Source organism: Gottfriedia endophytica (assembly GCF_017814275.1).
In the GTDB taxonomy this organism is placed as follows: Bacteria; Bacillota; Bacilli; order Bacillales; family Bacillaceae_G; genus Gottfriedia; species Gottfriedia endophytica.
Genome location: NZ_JAGIYQ010000001.1, coordinates 335996 through 362789, shown reverse-complemented (window position 1 = coordinate 362789; position 26794 = coordinate 335996). Strand labels below are relative to the sequence as shown.

Annotated in this window: 22 protein-coding genes and 1 other annotated feature; of the genes, 21 read left to right on the top strand and 1 reads right to left on the bottom strand. The window is 33.6% G+C overall.

Going from position 1 to position 26794, the window contains the following annotated elements; translation table 11 throughout:
- Positions 1-3 precede the first annotated feature (3 nt).
- The 7 genes from hemC (at position 4) to ysxE (ending at position 8411) form a co-directional block, all read left to right on the top strand.
- Complete coding sequence (gene hemC, locus J5Y03_RS01745) at positions 4-933, top strand: hydroxymethylbilane synthase (protein ID WP_209401793.1); 930 nt, start codon at positions 4-6, stop codon at positions 931-933.
- Positions 933-1697 (top strand): uroporphyrinogen-III synthase, encoded by a 765-nt coding sequence (locus J5Y03_RS01740; RefSeq protein WP_209401791.1) that lies wholly within the window; start codon positions 933-935, stop codon positions 1695-1697. The genes hemC and J5Y03_RS01740 overlap by 1 nt, the downstream gene beginning before the upstream one ends.
- A 50-nt stretch (positions 1698-1747) precedes the next feature.
- Positions 1748-2737, top strand: a complete 990-nt coding sequence (gene hemB / locus J5Y03_RS01735) for a porphobilinogen synthase (protein WP_209401789.1) — start codon at positions 1748-1750, stop codon at positions 2735-2737.
- Positions 2738-2743: 6 nt separating this feature from the next.
- On the top strand, positions 2744-4033 hold the full coding sequence (gene hemL, locus J5Y03_RS01730) for a glutamate-1-semialdehyde 2,1-aminomutase (RefSeq protein WP_209401787.1): 1290 nt from the start codon (positions 2744-2746) through the stop codon (positions 4031-4033).
- Between the two features lie 132 nt (positions 4034-4165).
- The gene (locus J5Y03_RS01725; protein WP_209401785.1) at positions 4166-4705 is read left to right on the top strand and encodes a YfiT family bacillithiol transferase; all 540 of its coding nucleotides are present in this window, start codon (positions 4166-4168) and stop codon (positions 4703-4705) included.
- A gap of 270 nt (positions 4706-4975) precedes the next feature.
- The gene (locus J5Y03_RS20070; RefSeq protein WP_209401783.1) at positions 4976-7294 is read left to right on the top strand and encodes a LysM peptidoglycan-binding domain-containing protein; all 2319 of its coding nucleotides are present in this window, start codon (positions 4976-4978) and stop codon (positions 7292-7294) included.
- Between the two features lie 88 nt (positions 7295-7382).
- Positions 7383-8411, top strand: a complete 1029-nt coding sequence (ysxE, locus tag J5Y03_RS01715) for a spore coat protein YsxE (RefSeq protein ID WP_209401781.1) — start codon at positions 7383-7385, stop codon at positions 8409-8411.
- Positions 8412-8498: 87 nt separating this feature from the next.
- On the opposite strand, the gene J5Y03_RS01710 is transcribed toward ysxE, so the two are convergent.
- The gene (locus J5Y03_RS01710) at positions 8499-9260 is read right to left on the bottom strand and encodes a sporulation protein (RefSeq protein ID WP_209401773.1); all 762 of its coding nucleotides are present in this window, start codon (positions 9258-9260) and stop codon (positions 8499-8501) included.
- Positions 9261-9622: 362 nt separating this feature from the next.
- Here J5Y03_RS01710 and J5Y03_RS01705 point away from each other — a divergent pair, with 362 nt between their 5' ends.
- The 14 genes from J5Y03_RS01705 to J5Y03_RS01640 all read left to right on the top strand — a co-directional run bounded on the left by J5Y03_RS01705 (position 9623) and on the right by J5Y03_RS01640 (position 26749).
- On the top strand, positions 9623-10270 hold the full coding sequence (locus tag J5Y03_RS01705) for a cupin domain-containing protein (RefSeq protein WP_209401770.1): 648 nt from the start codon (positions 9623-9625) through the stop codon (positions 10268-10270).
- Positions 10271-10659: 389 nt separating this feature from the next.
- Positions 10660-10903 (top strand) — a binding site (T-box leader).
- A 49-nt stretch (positions 10904-10952) separates the two neighbouring features.
- The gene (locus J5Y03_RS01700) at positions 10953-13592 is read left to right on the top strand and encodes a valine--tRNA ligase (RefSeq protein ID WP_209401768.1); all 2640 of its coding nucleotides are present in this window, start codon (positions 10953-10955) and stop codon (positions 13590-13592) included.
- An 82-nt stretch (positions 13593-13674) separates the two neighbouring features.
- Entirely contained in the window at positions 13675-14982 is a 1308-nt protein-coding gene (locus tag J5Y03_RS01695; protein ID WP_245208687.1) for a bifunctional folylpolyglutamate synthase/dihydrofolate synthase, read from the top strand.
- Between the two features lie 36 nt (positions 14983-15018).
- Positions 15019-16734, top strand: a complete 1716-nt coding sequence (locus J5Y03_RS01690; protein WP_209401764.1) for a sensor domain-containing diguanylate cyclase — start codon at positions 15019-15021, stop codon at positions 16732-16734.
- Between the two features lie 971 nt (positions 16735-17705).
- Positions 17706-18650 carry a hypothetical protein gene (locus tag J5Y03_RS01685; RefSeq protein WP_209401762.1) on the top strand — a complete coding sequence of 315 codons (945 nt, stop codon included), beginning with the start codon at positions 17706-17708 and terminating at the stop codon, positions 18648-18650.
- 499 nt (positions 18651-19149) lie between these two features.
- Complete coding sequence (locus J5Y03_RS01680; protein WP_209401759.1) at positions 19150-19713, top strand: Maf family protein; 564 nt, start codon at positions 19150-19152, stop codon at positions 19711-19713.
- 34 nt (positions 19714-19747) lie between these two features.
- Positions 19748-20422: a RadC family protein gene (radC, locus tag J5Y03_RS01675; RefSeq protein ID WP_209402204.1), complete on the top strand. Its 675-nt coding sequence runs from the start codon at positions 19748-19750 to the stop codon at positions 20420-20422.
- A gap of 152 nt (positions 20423-20574) precedes the next feature.
- A complete protein-coding gene (locus J5Y03_RS01670; protein ID WP_209401757.1) occupies positions 20575-21612 on the top strand; it encodes a rod shape-determining protein in 1038 nt (345 codons plus the stop codon).
- A gap of 28 nt (positions 21613-21640) precedes the next feature.
- Positions 21641-22501, top strand: a complete 861-nt coding sequence (gene mreC, locus J5Y03_RS01665) for a rod shape-determining protein MreC (RefSeq protein ID WP_209401755.1) — start codon at positions 21641-21643, stop codon at positions 22499-22501.
- Position 22502: 1 nt separating this feature from the next.
- Positions 22503-23021 carry a rod shape-determining protein MreD gene (mreD, locus tag J5Y03_RS01660; RefSeq protein WP_209401752.1) on the top strand — a complete coding sequence of 173 codons (519 nt, stop codon included), beginning with the start codon at positions 22503-22505 and terminating at the stop codon, positions 23019-23021.
- Positions 23022-23071: 50 nt separating this feature from the next.
- A complete protein-coding gene (minC, locus tag J5Y03_RS01655) occupies positions 23072-23767 on the top strand; it encodes a septum site-determining protein MinC (protein WP_245208686.1) in 696 nt (231 codons plus the stop codon).
- 2 nt (positions 23768-23769) lie between these two features.
- On the top strand, positions 23770-24564 hold the full coding sequence (minD, locus tag J5Y03_RS01650; protein WP_209401750.1) for a septum site-determining protein MinD: 795 nt from the start codon (positions 23770-23772) through the stop codon (positions 24562-24564).
- A gap of 564 nt (positions 24565-25128) precedes the next feature.
- Positions 25129-25896, top strand: a complete 768-nt coding sequence (locus J5Y03_RS01645) for a M23 family metallopeptidase (protein ID WP_209401748.1) — start codon at positions 25129-25131, stop codon at positions 25894-25896.
- The gene (locus J5Y03_RS01640) at positions 25889-26749 is read left to right on the top strand and encodes a M50 family metallopeptidase (protein ID WP_209401746.1); all 861 of its coding nucleotides are present in this window, start codon (positions 25889-25891) and stop codon (positions 26747-26749) included. Before J5Y03_RS01645 ends, J5Y03_RS01640 begins: the two co-directional genes overlap by 8 nt.
- Positions 26750-26794: the final 45 nt, after the last annotated feature.

The window sequence follows — 26794 nt, the reverse complement described above, 5'->3', positions numbered from 1 at the left end:
AAAATGCGTAAAATAATTGTTGGTACTAGAAGAAGCAAACTAGCTCTTACTCAAACAAAGTGGTTTGTTGAGAGATTGAAAGAAGTTTCGCCAAACTATGAATTTGAACTAAAGGAAATTGTAACAAAGGGTGATGTGATTTTAGATGTAACCCTTTCAAAAGTTGGTGGAAAAGGACTTTTTGTCAAAGAAATTGAGCATGCAATGATGACGAAAGAAATTGATTTAGCAGTTCATAGTATGAAAGATATGCCAGCTGTTTTACCTGAAGGTTTAATTATTGGTTGTACTCCAAAACGTGTAGACCCTAGAGACGCATTAATTTCAAACAGTGGTAAGGGATTAATGGAGCTTGAAGAAGGTGCTGTTGTTGGGACAAGCAGTTTACGTCGAAGCGCTCAGATTCAGGCAGTAAGGCCGGATCTAAAAATTAAATGGATTAGAGGCAATATTGATACTCGTTTAGCTAAACTTAGAGACGGAGAATATGATGCGATTATTTTAGCAGCTGCTGGCTTAACTCGAATGGGATGGGCAGAGGAAAGTATTACGGAATACATTAGCGAAGAATTATGTGTTCCAGCCGTTGGACAAGGTTCTTTAGCGATTGAATGCCGAGAAGAGGATATGGAAATCCGAGAATTACTTAGTCGTTTAAATGACGATGTAACGTATAAAACAGTTGAAGCAGAACGTGTTTTTCTTGATCGTATGGAAGGCGGATGCCAAGTACCGATTGCTGGTTATGCTACACTAGCTGGTGATGAAATCTCTCTTACTGCATTAGTTGCCTCACCAGATGGAAAAACAATTTTAAAGGAAACAGTTAAAGGAACTGATCCAAAAGAAATTGGCGAAATTGCAGCTTCTCGATTAGAAAAATTAGGTGCAAAAGAAATAATTCAATCTGTAAAAGAAGCGGCAAATGAGTAATGAATTCCTTAAATGGAAAAAGAGTATTAATCACTAGAGCTTTACATCAATCTTTTGAGATGGCTGAAAAGATAAAAAAGCTAGATGGAGTTCCGGTCATAATACCAGTCCAAAAAATTCAAAAAGCAAGCGCATTCTCGGATGAATCTACAGTAAATAGATTAGTTTCTGAAGCAGAATGGGTTATTTTTACAAGTGCAAATGCAGTAGATTATTTTATTCAAAATATAACAAGAGAATGTAAAAATGATTTATATAAAAAACGAATAGCCGTTGTCGGTGAGAAAACAAAGAAAAAAGTCCAAGAATATGGAATTTCAGTGACATTTATGCCAGAGAAATATACTGGACAAGCGTTGGCAAGTGAACTTGGAAAGTTACTTGAAAATAAATCAAATCTATTATTTGTAAAAGGTTCTCTTGCCAGTGACCGAGTTTCTACTATTCTTAGCCAACTAGGACATAGTGTTAAAGAATTAACAGTATATGAAACTGTTCCAAATCGTGAATCTCAACATCGACTTATGGAGATTTTAAGAACGGATGGAATAGATATTCTGACTTTTTTAAATCCTTACAGCGTAGATCAATTTTATCAACTGATCGAAAATAAGATTGATTTAAAAAAAGTGAATGAATACAAAATTGCTTGTATTGGTGAAGTAACAGTAGAAAAAGCAAAACAGTTAGGATTTCAGCATATTATTTCTCCAACAGTATATACAGTTGAAGCTTTATTACTTGAAATAATGAATCAAGCGTAACAATAATAGTATTGATAAAATAAATTGATGAAGTTAAAGGGGAAATTAAAATGTATCCAACAATACCTTTCGATCGTCACCGCCGTTTAAGACGTACACCTGCATTACGTTCAATGGTTAGAGAAACTCATTTACATGTAGAAGATTTCATTTATCCAGTATTTGTTGTAGAAGGAGAAGGAGTTAAAAATCCAATTGCTTCTATGCCAGGTATTTTCCAATTTTCACTTGATGAATTAAAAAAAGAAATTGATGAAGTTGTTTCTTTAGGAATTAAATCAGTTATTTTCTTCGGTATTCCAGACGTAAAAGACGCAGTAGGTTCACAAGCCTATTGTTCAACAGGTATTGTTCAACGTGCAATTTCACAATCGAAAGAACAGTATCCGGATTTAGTAGCAGTGGCAGATACTTGTTTATGTGAGTACACTGATCATGGACACTGTGGTGTTCTTGAAGATGGTTATGTAAATAATGATGAGTCATTAGTTTTACTTGCAAAAACAGCTGTAAGCCAAGCGAAAGCTGGGGCTGATATTATTGCACCATCTAATATGATGGATGGTTTTGTAGCAACTATAAGACAAGCTCTAGATGAAGCAGGATTTGAGAATATTCCAGTTATGTCTTATGCAGTAAAATATGCATCTGCTTTCTATGGTCCCTTCCGTGAAGCAGCTCAAAGTGCACCGGGTCAAGGTGACCGTAAGGCATATCAAATGGACCCTGCGAACCGTCTAGAAGCATTCCGTGAAGCAGAATCAGATACAATGGAAGGCGCAGATTTCTTAATTATTAAACCAGCACTTTCATACTTAGATATAATTCGTGATATCCGTAATAACTATCATCAACCAATCGTTGCTTACAATGTAAGTGGTGAATATGCAATGGTTAAAGCAGCAGCCATTAACGGTTGGGTAGACGAAAAGAAAATAGTGATGGAAAAATTAATTAGCATGAAGCGTGCAGGGGCTGACATGATTATGACATATCATGCGAAAGATGCAGCTAAATGGTTACTTGAAGAAGGGAAGTAAGTTTGTATGAGATCATATGAAAAATCAATTCAAGCTTTTTCAGAGGCAAAAGAAGTAATGCCAGGTGGCGTAAATAGTCCTGTTCGTGCTTTCAAAAGTGTTAACATGTCTCCAATTTTTATGAGCCATGGAAAAGGGTCTAAGATTTATGATATCGATGGGAACGAATACATTGATTATGTACTTTCTTGGGGACCATTAATTCTTGGACACTCGAATGAACGTGTAGTAGAGGCATTAAAACAAACTGCTGAAACTGGTACAAGCTTTGGAGCACCAACTTTAAAAGAAACAGAAGTTGCGAAATTAGTAATTGAACGTGTACCTTCAATCGAAGTAGTACGAATGGTTAACTCTGGTACAGAGGCAACAATGAGTGCTTTACGTCTAGCACGTGGATATACAGGACGTAACAAAATTTTGAAATTTGAAGGTTGTTACCATGGACATGGGGATTCTTTATTAATTAAAGCTGGATCTGGTGTAGCAACACTAGGTTTACCTGATAGTCCTGGTGTTCCTGAGGGAGTAGCGGTAAATACAATTACAGTGCCATATAATGATTTAGAAAGTGTTCGCTATGCTTTTGAACAATTTGGCGATGATTTAGCAGCTGTTATTGTAGAGCCAGTAGCTGGAAATATGGGAGTAGTACCGCCAGTTGAAGGATTTCTTGAAGGATTAAGAGAAATTACAACACAAAATGGTACAATTCTAATTTTTGATGAGGTAATGACTGGATTCCGTGTAGGATACAATTGTGCTCAAGGGCATTTTGGAGTTACTCCAGACTTAACTTGCTTAGGTAAAGTTATCGGCGGGGGACTGCCTGTTGGTGCGTACGGTGGTAAAGCAGAAATTATGAACCAAATTGCACCAAGTGGCCCAATTTATCAAGCAGGAACACTTTCAGGAAATCCATTAGCAATGACAGCAGGATATGAAACGTTAAGTCAATTATCTCCAGCTGATTATGAGGAGTTTGTTCGCAAAGCTGATCAATTAGAAGCTGGTTTTAAACAAGCTGCTGAAAAATATAACATTCCTCTTTGTGTAAACCGAGCAGGTTCAATGATCGGTGTATTCTTCACAAACGAAAAAGTTATCAATTATGAAGTAGCAAAAACATCGAACCTAGAGATGTTTGCAAAATACTATCAATTAATGGCTGAGCAAGGAATATTCCTACCTCCATCACAATTTGAAGGATTATTCCTTTCAACAACATTAACGGATGAAGACATTCAAAAAACAATTGCAGCAGTAGAAAATGCTTTTTCACAATTAAATAATTAAACAACATGAAACCTTATCTTATAGAGTATATTTTTATGGGATAAGGTTTTTTTATAAGCATTTTTCTTAAGAATTGCTGTTTTTAAAGAGTTTTAGTTAAAACAAATAGAGCCAAAAATGGAGGAGAAATAAATGAGTGAACAACTGAAATATCCAATAGGAAAATTTGAAAAACCAATAAATATGACTGAAGAACAGAAAGAAATTTGGATTAGTAAAATTAGTCAATTTCCAAATGAATTGAAAAGGGTAGTGATTCAACTAAATGACGAACAACTTAATTGTCCGTATCGAGAAGGTGGATGGACAGTTAGGCAAGTAGTTCATCATTTAGCTGACAGCCATTTAAATGCAATTACTCGCTTTAAATTAGCACTTACTGAAAATGAGCCAACGATTAAACCATATGATGAAGTAGCTTGGGCAAATTTACCTGATGTGAATAGCGACTTATCAAGCTCATTCGCTATTTTGGAAGGATTACATAGTAGATGGACACATTTATTGCGTTCTTTAACTAATGAAGACTTTAACAGAACGTTTTTTCATCCTGAATCAAATGAACATGTACAATTAGAGTATGCACTAGGGTTGTATGCATGGCATGGGGAGCATCATTTGAATCATATTACTTCTTTATGTGAAAGAAATGGATGGGTAATTGAAAAGTAATTTTTGGATAGTGTGATTTTCTACTTTTTATTTGTAAATATTGTTGCTATTTGAGTATGTGTAAGTTGATTTCCACTCCAGAATGCTCGAGTGGAAATCAACTTATCTCACTGTAAAATAACATCAATGAAGTTTAACAAAGCCAATGTTTTGTTTAAGTTTTTTAATATACACTAACCCATACTAATATCTTTTTTTCATATTTTCCTTTTTTACCTCATAAACTTTATTGTCGTAGGAAAAACAGGAGTATGAGAGGAGGACGTTAGTGTGTCTTCGGAAAATCAAACGAATATACGATTTACCTTAAAAGAAACGGTCTGGTTCCAAAGAGGACAGGAAGTCAAAGAGTTAAAATCGCTCTCATTAAATCCAGACATAAACATACAACAATTTGATGATTTTGTTCAAGTGAAGGGTGTATTAACGTTAATAGGTGAATATTTGCCAGAAAGTGCAACAAAAGAAGAGTATTATTCTTTGCGTGAACTTTCTCCAACACGATTAATTGAAGACGTTAGATTACTTGATAATGGTAATTATGAATTGCAGCATAATTTTCCTGTAGATATTTCAATACCACTTACTAGAATTAGCGATTTACAAAATTTAGCTGTAACTGTTGAGACCTTCGACTATCAGATTGCAGAAAACAGTTGTATTCAAATAACGGCTGATTTGTGTATTTCTGGGCTACACAACGACCGGACTGTTGAACAACAAATGGAAGAAAACTCAAATCATCAGCAGTATGAAGAACAACATGATCCATACCAAGTTGGTGATCAAGAGCAATTTCAATTTTTTTCAAATGAAAATAAGTTGCGTGATGACCAGGAAGAAAATTTATATGGAAGTGATTGGCTACAGCCTATTGATGAGGAGATTCCTCAATCTTATTCCCCACCGCCTTCTCCTTCAGAAGGATTTCAGCCTCTGAATTTTGAGGAAAATAGAGATGAACTGAAGGAAGAAAGCACTCAATTTCTAAATCATTATGAAGAGCAAAATAATAATTCTAATCAAAATGATCAACAACAGTATTTTACAAATAATGAACAGCAAAATTACTATTTTAATAATGTTCCACAAAATGATTATATCGAAAATAATCCTATAAACTATACGAATAATAATGAACATCAAATTTTCTATCCAAGAAGTGAAGAACAAATTTATTATGCAGGTAATGAACAACAAAATTATTATGAGAATCATGCCGAACTACAGAACTACTATGCAAATAATGAACAGCAAACACATTATCCAAGTGGAGAACAACAAAATTATTATGAGAATCAGGGCGGACCACAGAACTTCTATGCAAATAATGAAGAACAAGCGTATTACACAAGAAATGAACAACAAAATTATTATGAGAATCAGGGCGAACCACAGAACTACTATGCAAATAATGAAGAGCAAACGTATTATGCAAGAAATGAACAACAAAATTATTATGAGAATCAGGGCGAACCACAGAACTACTACGCAAATAATGAAGAGCAAACGTATTATGCAAGAAATGAACAACAAAATTATTATGAGAATCAGGGCGAACCACAGAAATACTATGCAAATAATGAAGATCAAGCGTATTACGCAAGAAATGAAGAACAGAATGATTATGAGAATCAGGGCGAACCAGAGAATCTCTATGCAAATAATGAAGAGCATTATGTAAGAAATGAAGAACAAGATTTTGATGCGAATCATACTGAACCACAGAATTACTATGCGAATAATGAAGAACAAGAGTATTTTGCAAGAAACGAAGAGCAAAATGAAGATGAGAATACTGAATTGCAAAATTCATATTTACATCATGAAGAGCAAATCCAATTTGAAAGAAATGAAGAAGATGTTTACAGAAAAGAATTTGAAGATCAAGTATATAATCTAAGTCACTTAGAGGAAGATGAGGATCAACAAGTTCCAGATGGAATCATTTGTTCAGTTGAATCAAATGATGGTGCTGAGTTAAGAGAAGAAGAGCAAAATGAATCGAGTGTAGTAATAGATGAAGAAGATAATCAATATAATTCGTATGCAGAGCAATATCGGTTTGTTGAACCAAGCCCACTACCGGATCTAAATGAAACATTTTTACCAGAAATGAATGCGTTTGAGCAATCGACAAATGCTAGACCAACATTTGATAAACAGCCATATGAGGATCAGCCGATCTATCAAACGTATCAGCAAAAAGAAAAATTCCTAGAAGAACATAACTTTGTAGAAAAATATATGAATGAAACTTCAAATGGAAGACAAACTGCTTCTTCATATTATCAGTCAAATATAGAAAATAATTATCAAAATAGTAATGATGAACAAGATGAAGAAAATAATTATTCTCGGAATGATAATTTATTAGCTAGCCTCTTTACAAGAGAAGGAAGAGAAGAAAAAACAGCTAAGCTGAAATTATATTTTGCGCAGAGTGGTGATACTGTCGATTCAGTTGCCCAAAAATATAATATTTCAACGCAACAACTTTTCCGTGCGAATAATTTAGAGGATCAATATTTAACTGAAGGCCAATTATTAAATATCCCTATAAGTGCCGTGAAAGAGCAACTAAATTAAGCTGAGAAAAGCTTTGTATTAGATTAGATGTTGATCTACTGATACAAGGCTTTTATTATTCTTAATTAGTGAAAGAGAGTGAAACAACATGAATACAACACCAAAAGATGAGATTACATTAATACTCGAACAATACCAGATTGTTCCCAATTATGTTGAAAAGGTTGGGAAAGTGATTAAAATTTATACAAATCAAGGGGTATTTGCATTAAAGGAGGCAAACCCGAAAAAAATTTATCGTTATAATATAATTGAAAATGTTCGTTCCCTTCAAGATAAAGGTGTTCGAAGTGTTGTGCCAATTTATCATACGTACTCTGGAGACTACGTTGTAGAACATAATGAAAAGCATTATTATTTAATGCCATGGATTGACGGACAGGACGCGAACTCGGATGAAAACTTGCATTTCCAAAGAATGTTTACTTCATTAGGGAAAATGCATCAAAAAACACAAAAAGAGAAAAAGGTTGATATTGACCAATTGCAAGGCCATTATGATAAGTTGACGAAAAGGTGGAGCAATGAACGTGAAATTTTAGAAAATTTTATCGATGTTGCTGAAAGTAATTGGTATATGTCTCCTTATGAATTAAGCTATTGTACTTTTTTTCATAAAATCATGAGTGCTCATAAGTTCGCTAATGATCAATTAGAAAAGTGGATTACGAAAATGAAGGAAACAGAAAATACAAGAATCGTTATGAATCATGGAAGTTTATCCATTTCACATTTTTTAGTGAATGAAAGAGGAGAAGGGGTTTTTATCAATTTAGAAAATGCGCAAGAAACGACACCAATTCAAGATTTAACAAATTACTACAAACAATCATTTGAGACCTATCCAATTCAGCAACTAGAACGGAATAATTGGTTAAGGACATATGAAAAGAATTTTCCTTTACGCGAAGAGGAGAAATTATTGTTTATGAGTTATATGGCTTATCCTACAGCAATAGCAAAACAGATAGGACCATATATGAAAAGAGATGAAGAAATAAGCGAAAAAGAAAAAGTAAAGGAGTTATTAAAATCGTTTTGGCATATAAATAATATTGAATTTTTTATATCTAAAATACAAGAGGATCTTGAGAAAGCTCAATCAATTGAAGTGTAGATTAGAGTTAATTGAAAAAAGACTGCCTTATAGTTTCGACTATAATTAGTCAGTACTATTTGAAGGCAGTCCAATTTTATAAAATAATTATAGAAGTTTTCGATTAATTGCTTGAGTTAGAATAGATCGAATATAATCTTTATCATTTATTTGATTTATTGAGAAAGAGATTCTTGTTGTAAATTCGTCATCTAATTTTTTAAGTCGTTTATTAAACATTTGTGGACTAGATGGATTCACTTGTAAAGTAAGGTCCGCAGTCGTTTTAAAATTGAGGTAAGTAATTTTAATATCATTTACACTGCTTTGATATTGACCTTTTAAAGGGAAGAATTCAAGTTCTTGTGTTATTTTGCCGTAATTTTTTTTGTTTTCACAGTTTCTTAGAATAAATCCTTCTTCCTGGATTGCCTGAATAATTGTTTTTAATCCAGCAGAAGGAACAATTTGCACAGCATCTGCATCGTATTGATTATCCGTTTTATCATTAGCTAATCTTGCGGATATCCAAACGTGAGATTGGTGAAGTGAAATTGGAGTATTCTCAGATAAAGTGAAAAAGAATGGAGTCATTAGCTCTTCATCTGGTTGAATGAATGAATCAACCGAAACAATCATAGACTGCAAAGCTCCACTTTCTTTTTTAATCATGTCATCAAACTCAATACTATAATCAGTCATAACTTGAATGTAAACTGAATCAATAGCTTGTTTTACTTTTCCGCCTTTTATGTACAAATGACCACGTACTAACTCACCAGCAACATATTCGGATTTTTCTAAAACAGCATCTATTTTTAATCCACTCTTACCGCGAACGTCAGAAATGGTCCTTTTGAAAATATTCATGGTGTACCTCCAAACTTAAAACTATTTTATTATTATATATTATCTCACATGTTTATTTGAATGCATAACAAGAATATTAAGAAGAGATTACAGATTTAAGATAAGATTAATTTATGAGAAATGCTATTACCATATTATGTAAGGTTACTTAGTTAATATCATTGAAATCCATTTTGAAGGCCTACCCCAATAGGATTCTTCTATTAATTTTAAGGAGTTTTGAAACCTAAATTAGTAAGAGTATTAAAAAGACGTGAAAACGTCTTTTTGTTTTATACTTTTACACAAGACTTGTTGTAAATACATAACATGCCTATAAGGTTTTGAGTTTTAAAACTTATAGAAGGAGGTGAAGCAAATTTATGACTTTAAATATAGATTACACCTCTCCATCAACTGAATACACATTTGACTTAAATAAAAACCCTCTGTTTATAAAAGATCATCACAACTATATAAACATCTTAGGTGTGAAACAGTTGAATACATTGGATAATGTGTCATTACTAGATATTTTTCTAAGTGCTAATAATGTTGTAGAACCGCATTATCATCAAAACGCAGCCGAGCTAGTCTACTGTATTTCTGGAGCTGCAATTGTTTCAATGATGAACCCATATACAAAACAAATACTTAATTACTCAATTACACCTGGTCAAGTGGCAAACGTACCTCAAGGTTGGTGGCATTATGAAGTAGCAACAGTTGATCAAACTCATCTTTTAGCAATATTTAATGCGCCAACGCCAGATGTGATTTTAGGCTCTGACATCCTAAAATTTACTCCGTCAAATATTATGTCACACACATATTGCATTGATGAAAACCAATGGAAACAAGCAGTTGCACCTGTTAAACCTACAACCTATATTGGTCCATACACTGACTGCAATAGAGTAATGAGACATAGTCCAATTGAGTATTCAAATCAACAGTATCATCAGCAGCAGTATATTCCACAATCCCAGCAAATCTCATACATTCCTCAATATCAAAAATATTGGAGATAACAACTACTATCTTAAGGAAGAGTCTATTCTAAAGGCTCATTTCTAAAAGATTGTTGCCCTTGAGATTATTGATTTTTAAGACAGAAGTTGATTTACAACGGAAGGTGCGAGACTCCTGTGGGAATAGCGGGAAGGCTGAGACCCCGCAGGCTTGCCGAGGAGGCTCAGCTCACGCCCCACGGAAAGCGAGCAACCTGGAGTTGTAATCAACTAACGCATCTAAAAAAGCAACAAATTTTTTTGGAAATAGCCTTAAGGAAGAAGAAAAATTAGGTATAGTACAGTTTTTATTGAACATATTAATTCAAAATTGAATACATTAGTAAAAATTTAGAAATACTGTTGACGAACAATACAACTATTTTGTAGACTATTAAATATATTTATAAATAAATGCTTTGAATGGGAAGAGTACAACAAACTAGTTCTTCAGAGAGGAAAATCATTGGTGTGAGATTTTCTAGAAAAAAGTGTTGGAATGTCGCCCATGAGCAAAGGCTTTGAAAGCGAATGCGATTAGAAGCTTTCGGATAATCCGTTATCTTTTTAAGTGTGTCAGAATGAACTTGTATTTGCTATACCCTTCTGGCAAAAAAAGGTGGTACCGCGAATTTAACTCCATTCGTCCTTTTATAGGATGAATGGAGTTTTTTATTTTTTTTAAAATAGGAGATGAGTGAAAATGGAAGGAAACCGTACATTACCAACAAAGTATGATCCTACTCAAGTTGAGGAAGGTCGCTACAAATTCTGGTTAGAAGGAAAATATTTTGAAGCTCAAGTAGAATCTGACAAACCGAAATATACAATTGTAATTCCACCACCAAACGTTACTGGAAAACTACATTTAGGTCATGCTTGGGATACAACTTTACAAGATATTTTAACTCGTGCAAAACGCATGCAAGGTTATGATGTATTGTATTTACCGGGTATGGACCATGCAGGTATTGCAACACAAGCAAAGGTTGAAGGAAAATTACGTGAAGAAGGTATTACACGCTATGATCTTGGCCGTGAGAAATTTTTAGAAAAAGCGTGGGAATGGAAAGAAGAATACGCTTCACATATCCGTGCACAATGGGAAAAAATCGGTTTAGGTTTAGATTATTCTCGTGAACGCTTTACTTTAGACGAAGGTCTTTCAGATGCAGTAAAAGAAGTATTTGTTAAACTTTATAATAAAGGGTTAATTTATCGCGGAGAATACATTATTAACTGGGATCCTGCGACAAAGACAGCTCTTTCTGATATCGAAGTAATTTACCAAGATGTTCAAGGTGCATTCTACCACATGCAATATCCTTTAACTGATGGTTCAGGTAAAATCCAAATTGCTACAACTCGTCCAGAAACAATGCTTGGCGATACTGCAATTGCAGTACATCCTGAGGATGAGCGTTACAAGCATATGATTGGAAAAACAGTTATGTTACCAATCGTTAATCGCGAAATTCCAATCATTGCTGATGATTACGTTGATATGGAATTTGGTACAGGGGTAGTTAAAATTACACCTGCGCATGATCCAAATGACTTTGAAGTTGGAAATCGTCATAATTTACCTCGTATCCTTGTTATGAACGAAGATGGTTCGATGAATGATAAAGCAGGAAAATACGAAGGTATGGATCGCTTTGAATGCCGTAAACAAATCGTAAAAGACCTTCAAGAAATGGGTGTACTTGTTGAAATTGAAGAACATATGCATTCAGTTGGTCATAGTGAACGTAGTGGGGCAGTTGTAGAGCCATATTTATCAACACAATGGTTCGTAAAAATGCAACCACTAGCTGATGAGGCAATTAAACTTCAAAACTCTGAGGACAGTGTAAAATTTGTTCCTGACCGTTTTGAGAACACATATTTACGTTGGATGGAAAATATTCGTGACTGGTGTATTTCTCGTCAGTTATGGTGGGGACATCGCATTCCTGCTTGGTACCATAAAGAAACTGGTGAAGTATACGTAAATCAAGAACCACCAGCTGATATTGAAAACTGGGAACAAGATAATGATGTTCTTGATACTTGGTTTAGCTCAGCTTTATGGCCATTCTCTACATTAGGCTGGCCGAATAAAGAAAGCGCTGATTTCAAAGCTTATTATCCAACAAATGTTTTAGTAACTGGGTATGATATTATTTTCTTCTGGGTTTCTCGTATGATTTTCCAAGGTATCGAGTTTACAGAAGAGCGTCCATTCAATGATGTTTTAATTCACGGTTTAGTTCGTGATGCTGAAGGTCGCAAAATGAGTAAATCACTTGGTAACGGTGTAGATCCAATGGAAGTTATTGAGAAATACGGTTCAGATTCATTACGTTATTTCTTAACAACAGGAAGCTCACCAGGTCAAGATTTACGTTTTAGTATTGAAAAAGTTGAAGCAACTTGGAACTTTGTAAATAAAATTTGGAATGCTTCTCGATTTGCATTAATGAATATGGAAGGCTTCACATATGACCAAATTAATTTAACAGGTGAAAAATCAGTTGCTGATGAGTGGATTTTAACTCGTTTAAATGAAACGATTGAACATGTTACAACATTAATGGATAAATATGAGTTTGGTGAAGTAGGTCGTGTTCTTTATAACTTCATTTGGGATGATGTATGTGATTGGTACATTGAAATGGCAAAAATCCCATTATATGGTGAAGATGAAGCAGCTAAAAATATGACACGTTCAGTTTTAGCTTATGTATTAGAAAGTACAATGAAGTTATTACACCCATTCATGCCATTCGTAACAGAAGAAATTTGGCAATCTCTACCTCATCAAGGTGAGTCAATAACAGTATCTGCTTGGCCAACTGTAAAAGAGGAATTAACGAATAATAAAGCTTCTGAAACGATGAAAATGTTAGTAGAATTAATTCGCTCAGTACGTAATATTCGTGCAGAAGTAAACACTCCAATGAGCAAAAAAGTTAACATGTTAATTGCTGCGAAAGATGAAACGATTGCAACAGCATTAGAAGAAAATCGTTCTTATATTGAGCGCTTCTGTAACCCAGAAGAATTAACAATTTCAACAAGTGTAACAGCTCCTGAAAAATGTATGACAGCTGTAATTAGTGGAGCAGAGCTATATCTTCCATTAGAAGGTTTAATTAACCTAGATGAAGAAAAGAAACGTCTTGAAAAAGAATTAGCGAAATGGACAAGTGAAGTTGAACGTGTTCAGAAAAAGCTAAGTAATCAAGGTTTCGTTGCAAAAGCACCTGAAGCAGTAATTGATGAAGAACGTCGTAAAGAAAAAGACTATCTTGAAAAACAAGAAGCTGTAAAGGTTCGTTTAGCAGAACTTAGTAAATAAAAATTAGATTTAGACAATAGAAGTAATTTAGCGGCGAATATTGGAAGAAACCAATACTCGTCGCTTTTTTTAAGGAGTGGGAATGTTGTTTACGTCTTATGAAGAATCAATTGAATGGATTACAGGAAGATTGCAGTTAGGCATTACCCCAGGTTTAGAGAGAATGTATGAAATGCTAGAAAGACTAGGAAATCCTCATTTGAAAATAAACGCTATTCATGTTGGCGGGACGAATGGAAAAGGGTCAACCATCAGCTTTTTACAAAATATATTGTCTGCAGGTGGTTATTCAGTTGGCACATTCACATCACCATACATCGTTAACTATAATGAACAATTTAGCGTAAATGGAAATCCTATTTTAAATGAAGATTTTGTCCAAGTAGTAAGTAAAGTTAAAGAAGTGGTTTTAGAAGTCGAAAAGTTATCTTGTGGTGCGCCAACAGAATTTGAAATTTTAACAGCCATCGCATTTTACTATTTTGGAATCTATAAACCACAAGACTTTGTACTAATCGAGGTTGGGCTAGGTGGGGAACTTGATAGTACAAATGTGATTACTCCATTAATCAGTATCATAACAAGTATAGGTTATGATCATATGGGGATTTTAGGCCATACATTAAGGGATATTACTAAAAATAAGGCAGGTATCATAAAAGAGGGAGTACCAATCATTTCAGCCGTAACACAAAATGAAGCAATTGAGGAACTTGTTAAAGTAGCTAAGTTAAAAAAATCACCAACCTATTTGTTGGAAAAAGAGTTTTTTGTGGAAGATTTTAAAACCAAAGAAGGGGAACTATTTATATTTTGTTCACCTTCTCAAAAAATAATGCATCTTCAAACAAGTATGATTGGATGTCATCAAGTTTTTAATGCAAGCTGTGCCCTCATGGCAATCGAACTGCTACAAGAAAAGAAAATTATCTCAGTTTCAGAAAAAGTCATTCGAAAAGGGTTGTTGAATGCCAAGTGGGTTGGTCGATTAGAAAAATTAAATGACAATCCAATCGTTTTGATTGATGGTGCTCATAATGATCAAGGAATCCAAAGCCTAGTAAAAACAATTCAACAACACTATGGTGATCGGAAAATCAATGTTTTATTTAGTGCTTTAAAAGATAAAGAGGTTTCAAAGATGATAGGACAGCTTGAACAAATTGCATCTACTTTAACAATGACAACATTTGATTTTCCAAGAGCGCATACAAAAGAAGAATTATTCGAGCTATCTAGGGAATATGAAGGTAATACGAAAATACAGTTTGAATCAAGTTTTCAAAAAGCGATTTCCGACATTTGTAAGAAAATAGAAAAAAATGATGTTATATTAATAACTGGTTCTTTATATTTTATCTCAAATGTGAGAAAATATTTTGTAAGGTAAAAATTCAGATTTTTTTAGTTGGTTGGGGTGAGAAAGTTGAAAAAACAAAATCTAAAATATATATGGTTTTCGTGGGCAATAACTTTTCCATTGTTATTTATTGCTGCGTTTCAGCTTATGCCTTTCAATCAAGAAATTGAAATTGAAACAGCATGTATATTACTTGCATTTATTTTTATTGTCGCAATCATGCCTCTTACGATTGAAAATAATACGATCACATTTACAATGGGGTTATCCTTGTTTATGTTTTTAGCATATGGACTTTTTGCGGAAATTATTGCAACTCAAATTGGTCTTTGTTTTACATATCTACGGCTTAATATAACGAAAAAAACACTATATCGAATTCCGTTAAATTCATTGGTTTTTATCATTGTTTCTACTTTAAGTGCAGTATCTTTTCATTTAGCCGGTGGAGAGATTGGACCGACAACTCAGCATCAAATGATAGGTAATCTTGTACCAATTGGCGTTTACGTTATTGTCAATTTTATTGCAAATCAAGCAATTATTTATTTCATAGGATTATTTTTACTGAAAAACAAACCAAAACTCTTTTCAAGAGACTTTTTTTGGGATTTGAATGTTAGTTTAATCATTTTTCCTGTAGGATTAAGTCTTTATTATATGATACAAAAAAATGGGGATTATCCTATAGTCTATACTGGGATTTCTTATATTATCTTAATGATTATATTAAATCTATTATCCGAATCCAAAATGTTAAATAACTATTTACAAAGAACAATGCATATTGGACAAGCAATGTCTTGGAAAATGGAAGAAGATAAGGTAATTGATGAATTTTTTGAGCAATTAACGAGGATTACTTCAGTTTCAAATGGCTTTTTATTTTTTGAAAAAGATGGAGAACTAAAATTAAAAAGATTTTTTGTAAATAGTGAAGAGGGATTCAGACATAGTACACCGAAATTTACATTATTTAACGATACGGTGTCTGAGAAAGTTTTTAAAAACAAAAAAGAAATTATTTATCATAAAAGATCAAATTGGTTTACAACATCTCATTCAAATTACGTAGATGCAGAAAGTGTATTATCTGTACCAATTATAAAAAACCAAGAAGTTGTTGGTGTCTTAACCATTTGTTCAGAACGAAAGAAGGCTTATAAACGGTATCAAATGGTTTTAGTTGAATTATTAGCAACGTATTTAGTAACAGCAGTTGAGAATGCAAGATATTATAATGAAACTAAAAAACGAAGTGAAATCGATTCTTTAACAGGTTTATATAATTATCAATACTTAGAAAATGATATTAAAACTGAATTTCTTCGTCTGTCAAACAATGAAATTGAGTCCCTTTCTTTTATTTTGTTAGATCTTGACCATTTTAAAAAAGTAAATGATAACTATGGACATCAAGCGGGAAATGAAGTATTAATTGAGGTTGGTAAAAGATTGAAAAATGTTGTTAAGGATAAGGGTATGGTGGCCCGCTTCGGTGGGGAAGAGTTTTCTATCCTTCTCTTAAATAAAAATGAAAATGAAACGTTTGCTATAGCAGAAGCTATTCGTTCAAGTCTTGAAAGACTACCATTCAGTGTTCGAAATTATATGTCGAATGAACAATATATGATGAATTTAAGGATTACAGCAAGTATCGGTGCAGCTGTTGCCCCACTACATGCAGATGATCCGAATGATTTAATACGTTGCGCTGACCGAGCAATGTATTCAGATGCTAAAAATGCAGGAAGAAATCGAGTAGCGATTTATAAAGGGTAGTTGTTGAAAAACAGCTACTTTTTTTTATTTTCAAGGCTTTTTGCTCTAATGTCTGTCGAAGGTAAGAAAGCCGCTTCCACTTTTCGGTTTGTCTAGCTCCATGAACTAGCTCTTCGGTCGTTTCACAAATAACAAGTAAAGGGAAAAAGCACCCTTTCCTTGTTATTTGCTCCAACGCCTTTCAGAGCTAAGCGAGTTCATTCCGCTTTTCGTTTTGTCTAGCTCCAACTCCCAGCCCTTCTGTCACTTCACCTCTGACAGTTGAAGCGAAATGCGCGCTTCCACTGTCAGAGGCTCCAGTGCCTATCAGGGCTAAGCAGGGAGTTTCCGCTTTTCGTATTGTCTAGCTCCATGAACTAGCTCTTCGGTCGTTTCACAAATAACAAGTAAAGGGAAAAGCACCCTTTCCATGTTATTTGCTCCAACGCCTTTCAGAGCTAAGCGAGTTCATTCCGCTTTTCGTTTTGTCTAGCTTCGGCACCCATCTCCTCGGTCATTTCACAAATTCCAAGTGAAGTGAAAAAGAACACTTCCCTTGGTATTTGCTCCAATGCCTTTCGGAGATAAACGGGGTGCCTCCGCATTTCGAGTTGTCTAGTTCCATGAATTAGCTCTTCGGTCGTTTCACAAATAACAAGTAAAGGGAAAAAGCACCCTTTTCATGTTATTTGCTCCAACGCCTTTCAGAGCAAAGCGAGTTCATTCCGCTTTTCGTATTGTCTAGCTCCTGTACCCATCTCCTCGGTCATTTCACAAATACAAAGTGAAGTGAAAAACACACTTCGCTTTGTATTTGCTCCAATGCCTGTCGGAGATAACCGGGGTGCTTCCACTTTTCGTATTTTGTCAGTATACCATTGAATTTGACGTAAATTTGAGTGCTATTCTCGACAGGAGTCTCATATATTTTTATATATAATTTGATAGAGTTAGTTTACTAATTATTATTTATAAATTAAGGAGGATTCAGAGTGGACAAGTCCTCGAAAATATCAATAAAAATTAATGGTGAAGAAAAACAGTTTCAGGTGGAATCTGAAAACATAATTAAACCAAAGGAGGATGTAAAGGAATTTAATTGGATTTTACCCTCGTTAGATGAACGACCGAATAATGTTATTTCATTTGAAAAAATTGCAAGTAAGAAGGAACAAAGTAATAAAATAGTAAATAATGAGACGAAGCAAGTATCTTCTAGGTTTTTAAAGAGTGTTATTATTTCGATTGTAAGTGCATGTGTTGTTGGACTAATTTTAGGATTTAGTATTCTTAAAATTTTTAGTTCTTCTGATCATCCTAAAAATACTTTACCTAGCTATCAATCATCCAACAATATTGGACATACAAATTTAGTTGAGATCCCATCTGTCAATTTAAAAGTTGCTCAAGCAGGTATTTTCAAACAGAAAGATTCAGCAGAAAAAAGAGTGAATGAACTAAGTAAAAATGGATTAAGTAGTATTGTTTATAAAGAAAGTAAATTATATTATGTCATTACTGGATTAGAATCTGTTAAGTCCACTTTTTTTAAAGATTTTATGGGTGGAAATGGGTCTGGGATTTATGTAAAAAGAACGATGTTAACAGGTGGTCAATTTAACGGAAAAGAAGCTAATGGAATTGCATTAAAAAATCAGTATGAAGTTTTTGATGATTTAATTAAGTGTTTAAATAAGGAAAACTTAAAAGAAAAAAGTCTAGCAGATAAATTACAAGCAGATAAACTAATTCTTTCTCAACAAAAGAAAAAATTATCGGGACAAATTAAAGAAAGTAACACGAAGTTATTAAATGCGATTGATCAATTCCAACTTGAAGAGGGGCATTCTTTCAAGGATACCTATTTCGCAACTTATCCCTTATTACTGGAAGCATTTAAATTATTGAAGGAACAGTCTAGTACACTTGTAAAATAGGACAAGTGTACTTTTTTTTAATTGATACTTTTGTAATTGTATTTTCATCAAAAATAAAAGATTGTTGTTTTTAAAAAGATTTTGTTAAAGGGAAACTGATGATAATGAAGTTGATTGGAGCGGAAGGTGCGAGACTCCTGTGGGAGCAGCGGGACAGGTGAGACCCCGCAGGAGCGATAGCGACGAGGAGGCTCACCGCCCGCCCCACGGAAAGCGAGCATTTCTTTCGCTCCAATCAACTTAACGCATTGTTAAATAGCAACAAAGTTTGCAAACCAAAATATAACAAAAAAGGTATTTTAAGATAATATTTACTTTACAAAGATTAAATTTTGTAAAACATGCGGAATCTAAAATTAAAAAAATCTTTCAGTTTGATTACAATTTTATAAATATTTGTTGTTCAAAATCGAAATTTAGTAAATTGTGTTATGATTAGTTCTTAGGTAGGATACAAAAGTATTCTTCCTTTTTAATAACAAATGATATAGGTGATTTTATGACAAAAATTATTCTAGCCTCTGCCTCTCCTCGTCGAAAAGAATTACTAAGTTTATTGAAAATTTCCTTTGAAGTTTGTAAAAGTGATGTTGAAGAAATTATGGATCAAACAATGCATCCAGCCGAGTTAGTTATGAAACTTGCAGAACAAAAAGCAACTGATGTATACAGTAAATACACGAATAGTGTTGTAATTGGTGCGGATACGATTGTTACACTCGGCGGACAAAAATTAGGTAAACCAACATCAGAAGATGATGCGTTTAAAATGCTGTCACTTTTATCTGGAAATACACATGAAGTTTATACAGGTGTATCTATTCAGAGCAGAGGAACAATTACTAATTTTAATGTCTGTACAAAAGTGACATTTTATCAATTAACCGACGAAGAAATTCATGCTTATATCCAAACCGGAGAACCTATGGATAAAGCTGGTTCTTATGGTATACAAGGTTTTGGAGCAATCTTTGTCAAAGAAATTGAAGGAGACTATTATTCGGTTGTTGGTTTACCAATCAGTCAGCTAGCCCGCCAATTAAGAAAATTAAACATTATTTAATTCTAAAATTGAGGTGGTGCTCTTGCCGAACTCTATGTTAATTAGAGATTATGAAAAGAACGACCGTCCAAGGGAGCGTTTAGTAAATGATGGTCCAGAAAGTTTATCCACACAAGAACTTCTTGCCATTATTTTACGTACAGGGACAAAGAATGAATCAGTACTTCAATTATCTAATCAAATTTTAAAGCACTTTGATGGATTAAGGATGCTTATGAACGCCTCTATTGAAGAGATGATTAGTATTAAAGGGATTGGTGTGACTAAAGCCATTCAATTAATAGCTTCTTTTGAATTAGGCAAAAGAATAAATCGCCTTCAATTTGAAGATCGTTATAGCATTAAGAGTCCAGACGATTGTGCAAAATACATGATGGATGAAATGCGTTTTTTACAACAGGAGCATTTTGTCTGTTTATATTTAAATACCAAAAATCAAATTATTGCACGGGAAACAATTTTTATTGGTAGTTTAAATGCCTCAATAGTTCACCCTAGAGAAGTATTTAAAGAGGCGTTCAGGCGATCAGCAGCTTCAATCATTTGTTTGCATAATCACCCCTCAGGAGACCCCTCACCAAGTCGAGAAGATATTGATGTAACAAAGAGACTTGTTGAATGTGGGAAAATTATTGGAATCGAATTGTTGGACCATATTATTATTGGTGAACACAAATATGTTAGTTTAAAAGAAAAAGGATACTTATAAAGACTATTCATATCTAAATAATTGTTTTATAATATAGTTTATGGATAAAAAATGATTCATTACAAAAGCTAAAAAATGAATACGTTCATAAATCATATAAATAATGACATTTTAGTAAGAATGAGTTTTTTGTTTTAGAAAGGAAGATACAAATGTTAGGATTAGGCGGTTTTACAAAAGATTTAGGAATTGATTTAGGTACGGCAAATACACTTGTTTATCTGAAAGGAAAAGGTGTAGTTGTTAGAGAACCTTCTGTAGTTGCTTTACAAACTGATTCAAAACAAATTGTTGCAGTAGGTAGTTCAGCTAAAAATATGATTGGACGTACTCCAGGGAATGTTGTAGCTCTTCGTCCGATGAAAGACGGAGTAATTGCAGATTTTGAAACGACTGCTATTATGATGAAGCATTATATTCAATTAGCTCAAAAGAGCAATGGATTTTTCTCTAAAAAGCCTTATGTTATGGTTTGTGTACCATCAGGAATTACTGCAGTTGAGAGAAGAGCAGTAATCGATGCAACTAGACAAGCAGGGGCACGTGATGCGTTTTTAATTGAAGAGCCATTTGCAGCAGCAATTGGAGCAAATTTACCAGTAATGGAACCAACTGGTAGTATGGTTGTCGATATTGGTGGAGGAACAACTGAAGTAGCGATTATCTCATTAGGTGGAATTGTTACAAGTCAATCAATTCGAGTAGCTGGAGATGAAATGGACGACTCAATCATCCAGTACATTAAAAAACATTACAATTTAGCAATTGGTGAACGCACTGCAGAACAATTGAAATTAGAAATTGGATCTGCTGGACAAACTGAAGGTATCCCAAGTATGGATATCAGAGGTCGTGATCTTGTTTCAGGATTACCAAAAACAATTACAATTCATGCTGAAGAAATTGCTCAAGCTTTAAGTGATACAGTTGCTGCAATTGTTGAATCAGTAAAAACTACTCTTGAAAAAACACCACCAGAGTTATCAGCAGATATTATGGATCGTGGTATTGTTTTAACTGGTGGCGGAGCTTTACTTCGCAACTTAGATAAAGTGATTAGCCAGGAAACAAATATGCCAGTAATAGTTGCGGAAGATCCTCTTGATTGTGTTGCGATTGGTACTGGAAAAGCATTAGATAATATTGATATGCTTAAGAAAAACTATAAATCTAATTCCAATCGTTACTGATGTTGGATTGTTATAAGAGGGTGTAAGTATGCCACAATTTTTTTACAACAAACGATTAATGATAATATTAGCGACAATTATCCTTTTCGTTGTGTTGCTTGGTTATTCACTAAATAGTAATCGAAAACTTTCTTTTCCTGAGAAATTTGTAAAAGACACAGTTAGTTTGACAGAAAAAATCTTCAATAAGCCCGCACAATATATTGCGGGTTTATTTGACAATATGTCTGATTTGCAAAATACATATAAAGAAAATAAGCAACTAAAAGCTAAACTTGATCGTTATGTAGAACTATCTGTAAAAGAAAAAGCGTATGAAAAAGAAAATAAAGATTTAAGAGATTTATTGAACATTAAAAATAGTATTCAAGCTTATAATCCAATCGAAGCAACTGTTATTGTTCGTGACCCTGATAATTGGCAACAGATTGTGACAATTGATAAAGGGGAATCGTCAGGAATTCAAGCGGATATGGCTGTTATTACTTCAAAAGGTTTGATTGGTAAAGTTAAGCATGTTTCAAAATTCACTTCTACAGTTCAACTATTAAGTGCATCTGATCGAACAAATCGAATTTCAGCTAAAATTCAGCAATCAAAAGATATTTATGGCCTGATTGAAGGATACGATGTTGAAAATCAAACACTTTTACTTAAGAGAATTCCTTCTAATGCTAAAGTAACAAAAGGTCAAGTTGTTGTAACTTCAGGTTTAGGTGGAGTTTTCCCAGACGGTTTACCTATAGGTACTGTCACAAAAGTTGAACGCGATGAATATGGATTGACTCAGACTGCTTACGTTAAACCTCTAGCTGATTTTGACGATATAAATCATGTAATTGTTGCAAAAAGTACGATTCATGACTTGAAGACTGGAGAGGGGAAGTAAAATGAATAAGTATATACTTCCTCTTCTTTTGTCTCTTTTATTAATTTCGGAAAATATGTTTGAAACAATTATTTCACCTATGTTATATGGGACTCAAACGATTATTGTACCTCATTTTCTTTTTATTGGCCTAATATTTATTGCTCTATATTATGATGCAAAATTAGGGCTTATTTATGGTGCAATTTTCGGATTACTATTTGATATCGTCAACACTGAAATAATTGGAATCTATTTAGGGTGTTTCCCGCTTTTTATTTTCCTAAATAGTCAGGTAATGAAAATGTTATATGCAAATCTTTTTGTTAAAAGTTTATTAGCGTTAATATGGACGGCAGCTCTTGAGTATTCAGTTTATGGTTTAAATTATCTTTTCGGATATACGACTATGAATAACTCCTTTTTTATGATACAACGTTTAATACCTACATTAATTTTAAATGGGGTTGTATTATTATTTGCTGCATATCCTCTTTCTTCATTTTTAAAAGGTTTAAAAGAAAAAAAAGAAGAAAATTAGAGGAATTTATGTATGTATGTCGAATAATACATTCGGGGTGAACACAAATCATGGAACAGAAGCAGCAGTATGTTACAATAAAGGGAACAAAAGATGGTTTAACATTGCATCTCGATGATACTTGTTCTTTTCAAGTGTTAATTGCAGAAATCGAAGAACGTTTATCCACTGATTTATTTGAGAATAACGATTCACCGCTTATAGCGGTCCACTTACAAATTGGTAATCGTTATTTAACTAATGAACAAGAGGAAGAAATTCGAGATTTAGTAAGAAAAAAGAATAATTTAGTTGTTGATACGATTAATAGTAATGTTGTATCAAGAAAACAAGCATTAGAATGGCTTAAAAAAGAAGAAATAGTACCTGTCTGCAGAATGATTCGTTCTGGACAAGTCCTTCAAGTTAAAGGAGACTTGTTATTGATTGGTGATGTCAATCCTGGTGGAACAGTCATCGCAGATGGTAATATTTTTATAATGGGTGCACTTCGGGGAACTGCTCATGCAGGATTCTTTGGAAATAAAGAAGCAATTATTGCTGCATCAATAATGAAACCAATGCAACTAAGAATTAGTGACACGATGAATCGTGCACCAGACAACTATAAAGAATATTATAGTGAAGAGGGCAATGAAATGGAATGTGCATATGTAAATAAGCAGGACCAAATCATTGTTGAGCGAATTCAACTTCTTACTCATCTTAGACCTAGTTTGACAAGGTTAGAAAGGGGCATGATGTAACTGTGGGAGAGGCAATTGTCATTACATCAGGTAAGGGTGGAGTTGGTAAAACAACAACATCAGCAAATTTAGGAACAGCTTTAGCAATGTTTGGTAAAAAAGTATGTTTAATTGATACAGATATTGGATTACGTAACCTCGATGTTGTTATGGGGCTTGAAAATCGAATTGTATATGATTTAGTAGATGTTGTAGAGGGACGTTGTAAAACACATCAAGCCTTAATTAAAGATAAAAGATTTGAATGTTTATACTTACTTCCAGCTGCACAGACAAGTGATAAAACTGCCGTTTCGCCAGAACAAATGAAGACACTAATCGATGAGCTTAAAAAAGAATATGATTATATTTTAATAGATTGTCCAGCAGGTATTGAACAAGGCTATAAAAATGCTGTAGCTGGGGCAGATAAAGCAATCGTCGTTACGACTCCAGAAGTTTCTTCTGTTCGTGATGCTGATCGAATTATTGGGTTGCTAGAAAAAGAAGATATTGAAGCTCCTAAACTAGTAATTAATCGAATTCGTAGTCATATGATGGAAGCCGGAGATAGTTTAGATGTAGATGATATCACTTCTACACTTGCTATTGATTTGTTAGGAATCGTTCAAGATGATGAGTCTGTAATAAAGGCGACAAATACTGGTGAGCCAGTTGCAATGAATCCAAATTCCAAAGCTTCTTTAGCTTATCGTAATATTGCTAGAAGAGTTTTAGGTGAATCTGTACCTTTGCAATCTTTAGAAACTGAAAAAAGCATTTTCTTTAAAGTAAAAAAATTATTTGGAATTAAATAATAAAATATATTTTGTAAAAAAGTGTATGTCTTTTAAAGATAACTTCGAAATTCTGTAAGATTAGTTCTTACTATTTTTCGTAGAAGTCAAAGAGGACATGCACTTTTTTATTAGATTTATTTAAAGAATAAATGTAATGTATCAGACCATACTAAATAGCACTTTTCTAAAAGACTGTTGTTTCTGTTAAATTATCTCATTGTCTAAAATAACAACAAAGTTTACGAAAATAGACAAGAAAATAGGCTCTTTTCTAAAGATTGTTGTTTTTGAGATTATTAATTTTAAAGTCAAAAGTTGATTGCAATGGAAGGTGCGAGACTCCTGTGGGAATAGCGGGAAGGCTGAGACCCCGCAGGAGCGATAGCGACGAGGAGGCTCAGCTCACGCCCCAAGGAAAGGGAGCATCCTGGAATTGTAATCAACTAACGCATTCTAAATAGCAACAATGTATATGAAAACAACAAAAAAATAATAATCTATGTGTTTTACCCTAAGTCATAAGTTGTCCATATATTGCATACAATAAATGTAACAATAAGTTGGACGAGGAGAATGATTAAGATGAGTAAACGTATAGAGGACGTGAGAAAACGAATCTTAAAGCGAAGAGAAATGGAATCCAAGTGGCAGAAAAATGAACAAAGAAATAGCAAAACAGTTATTCCAGAATTAAATGAAAGTGATGGATTTACCTATTCATATGATGATTTGGTTGAAAAGCAAGGAAACAATCAAAATGAGAAATCGACTTTTTTCATTCGACTTTTACTTTCTGCAATTATTGTTCTATGTTTAGCGATTGTGTTAAAGAGTAATTCTCCAATGTCAGGGAAAGTACATACAGTTATCCAGAAGCTATTTAGCCAGGAATTTCAGTTTGCTTCTGCAACAAAATGGTATGAAAATCATTTCGGATCTCCGTTAGCAATATTCCAAAAAAATAAAACAAATATAGCACATAATTCGAAAGATAATTTAGCTGTTCCTGCATCTGGAAAGGTACTTCAAAATTTTAAAATAGATGGAAAAGGCGTTATTATCCAAACGAATCAAAATCAAAAAGTAGAAGCGATGAAAGAGGGTGTCGTACTTTTTGTTGGTAATAAAGACTCTTTAGGGAAAACCGTTATTATTCAACATGCTGACGGTTCGGAATCTTGGTATGGGAAATTAAAAGAAGCGAAAGTCAATGTATCAGATAGAGTAGAAAGTAAACAAGTGATTGGTAAAGTTTCTACTACGGATGATGGCAAATATGGGAGTTACTATTTTGCCATTAAGATGGGAGAACATTTTATCGATCCAAAAAAGGTGATGTCATTTGAATAAATGGAGCGCTCTATTTACGAAAATTAAAATTCACCCCTTATATTGGTTAATTGCAGGGATTGGATTAATTACTGCAAGCTTTTGGTCCGTTATTTTCTTAACGATTATTATATTTGTACATGAATTAGGGCATGCTTTAGTTGCAACATTTTTTAACTGGCGAATAAATAAAGTTGTTTTATTACCTTTTGGTGGTGTTGTTGACTTAGATGAGCATGGGAATAGGCCATTACTTGAGGAATTTTTAGTAACGATTGCAGGACCATTTCAACATTTTCTTCTCTATTTAGCTGCATTTTTTCTTTATAAAATTAGTATTTTACCACAAAATTTATATGAGCTATTTTTATTTCATAATCTTTGTATACTTTGTTTTAATCTTTTTCCCATCTGGCCACTTGATGGTGGGAAGATTCTTTATCAATTATTTCTACTTATTTTTCCTTTTGCAAAAGCACATGAGGTCAATTTATATTGCTCATTCATTTTTCTGTTTTTAGGTGTTTTTTTTACACTTTTACTCCAGCCTGTAAATTTAACAGCTTGGGTATGTATTAGTTTCTTGTTCGTTTCTTTGCTAATGGAATGGAAACATCGTCATTTCATTATGATCCGTTTTTTAATGGAGCGTTTTTATGGTAAGAAAGCTTATATTCAAAAAATTAAATCAATCAATGTAAGTAAGGACATGAAGCTTTACGAAGTATTTTCAAGGTTTCAAAAAGGATACAAGCATAATGTGGTGTTTAGTACAAACCCAAAAAATCAAATGACATTAGATGAAAACGAACTTCTTCATGCTTATTTTACTGAAAAAAGAGTAACTTCAACTATGGAAGAACTAGTCAGTTAAACAATCTGACTAGCTTTTTTTTGTTTTTGTCAATAAAATATGATA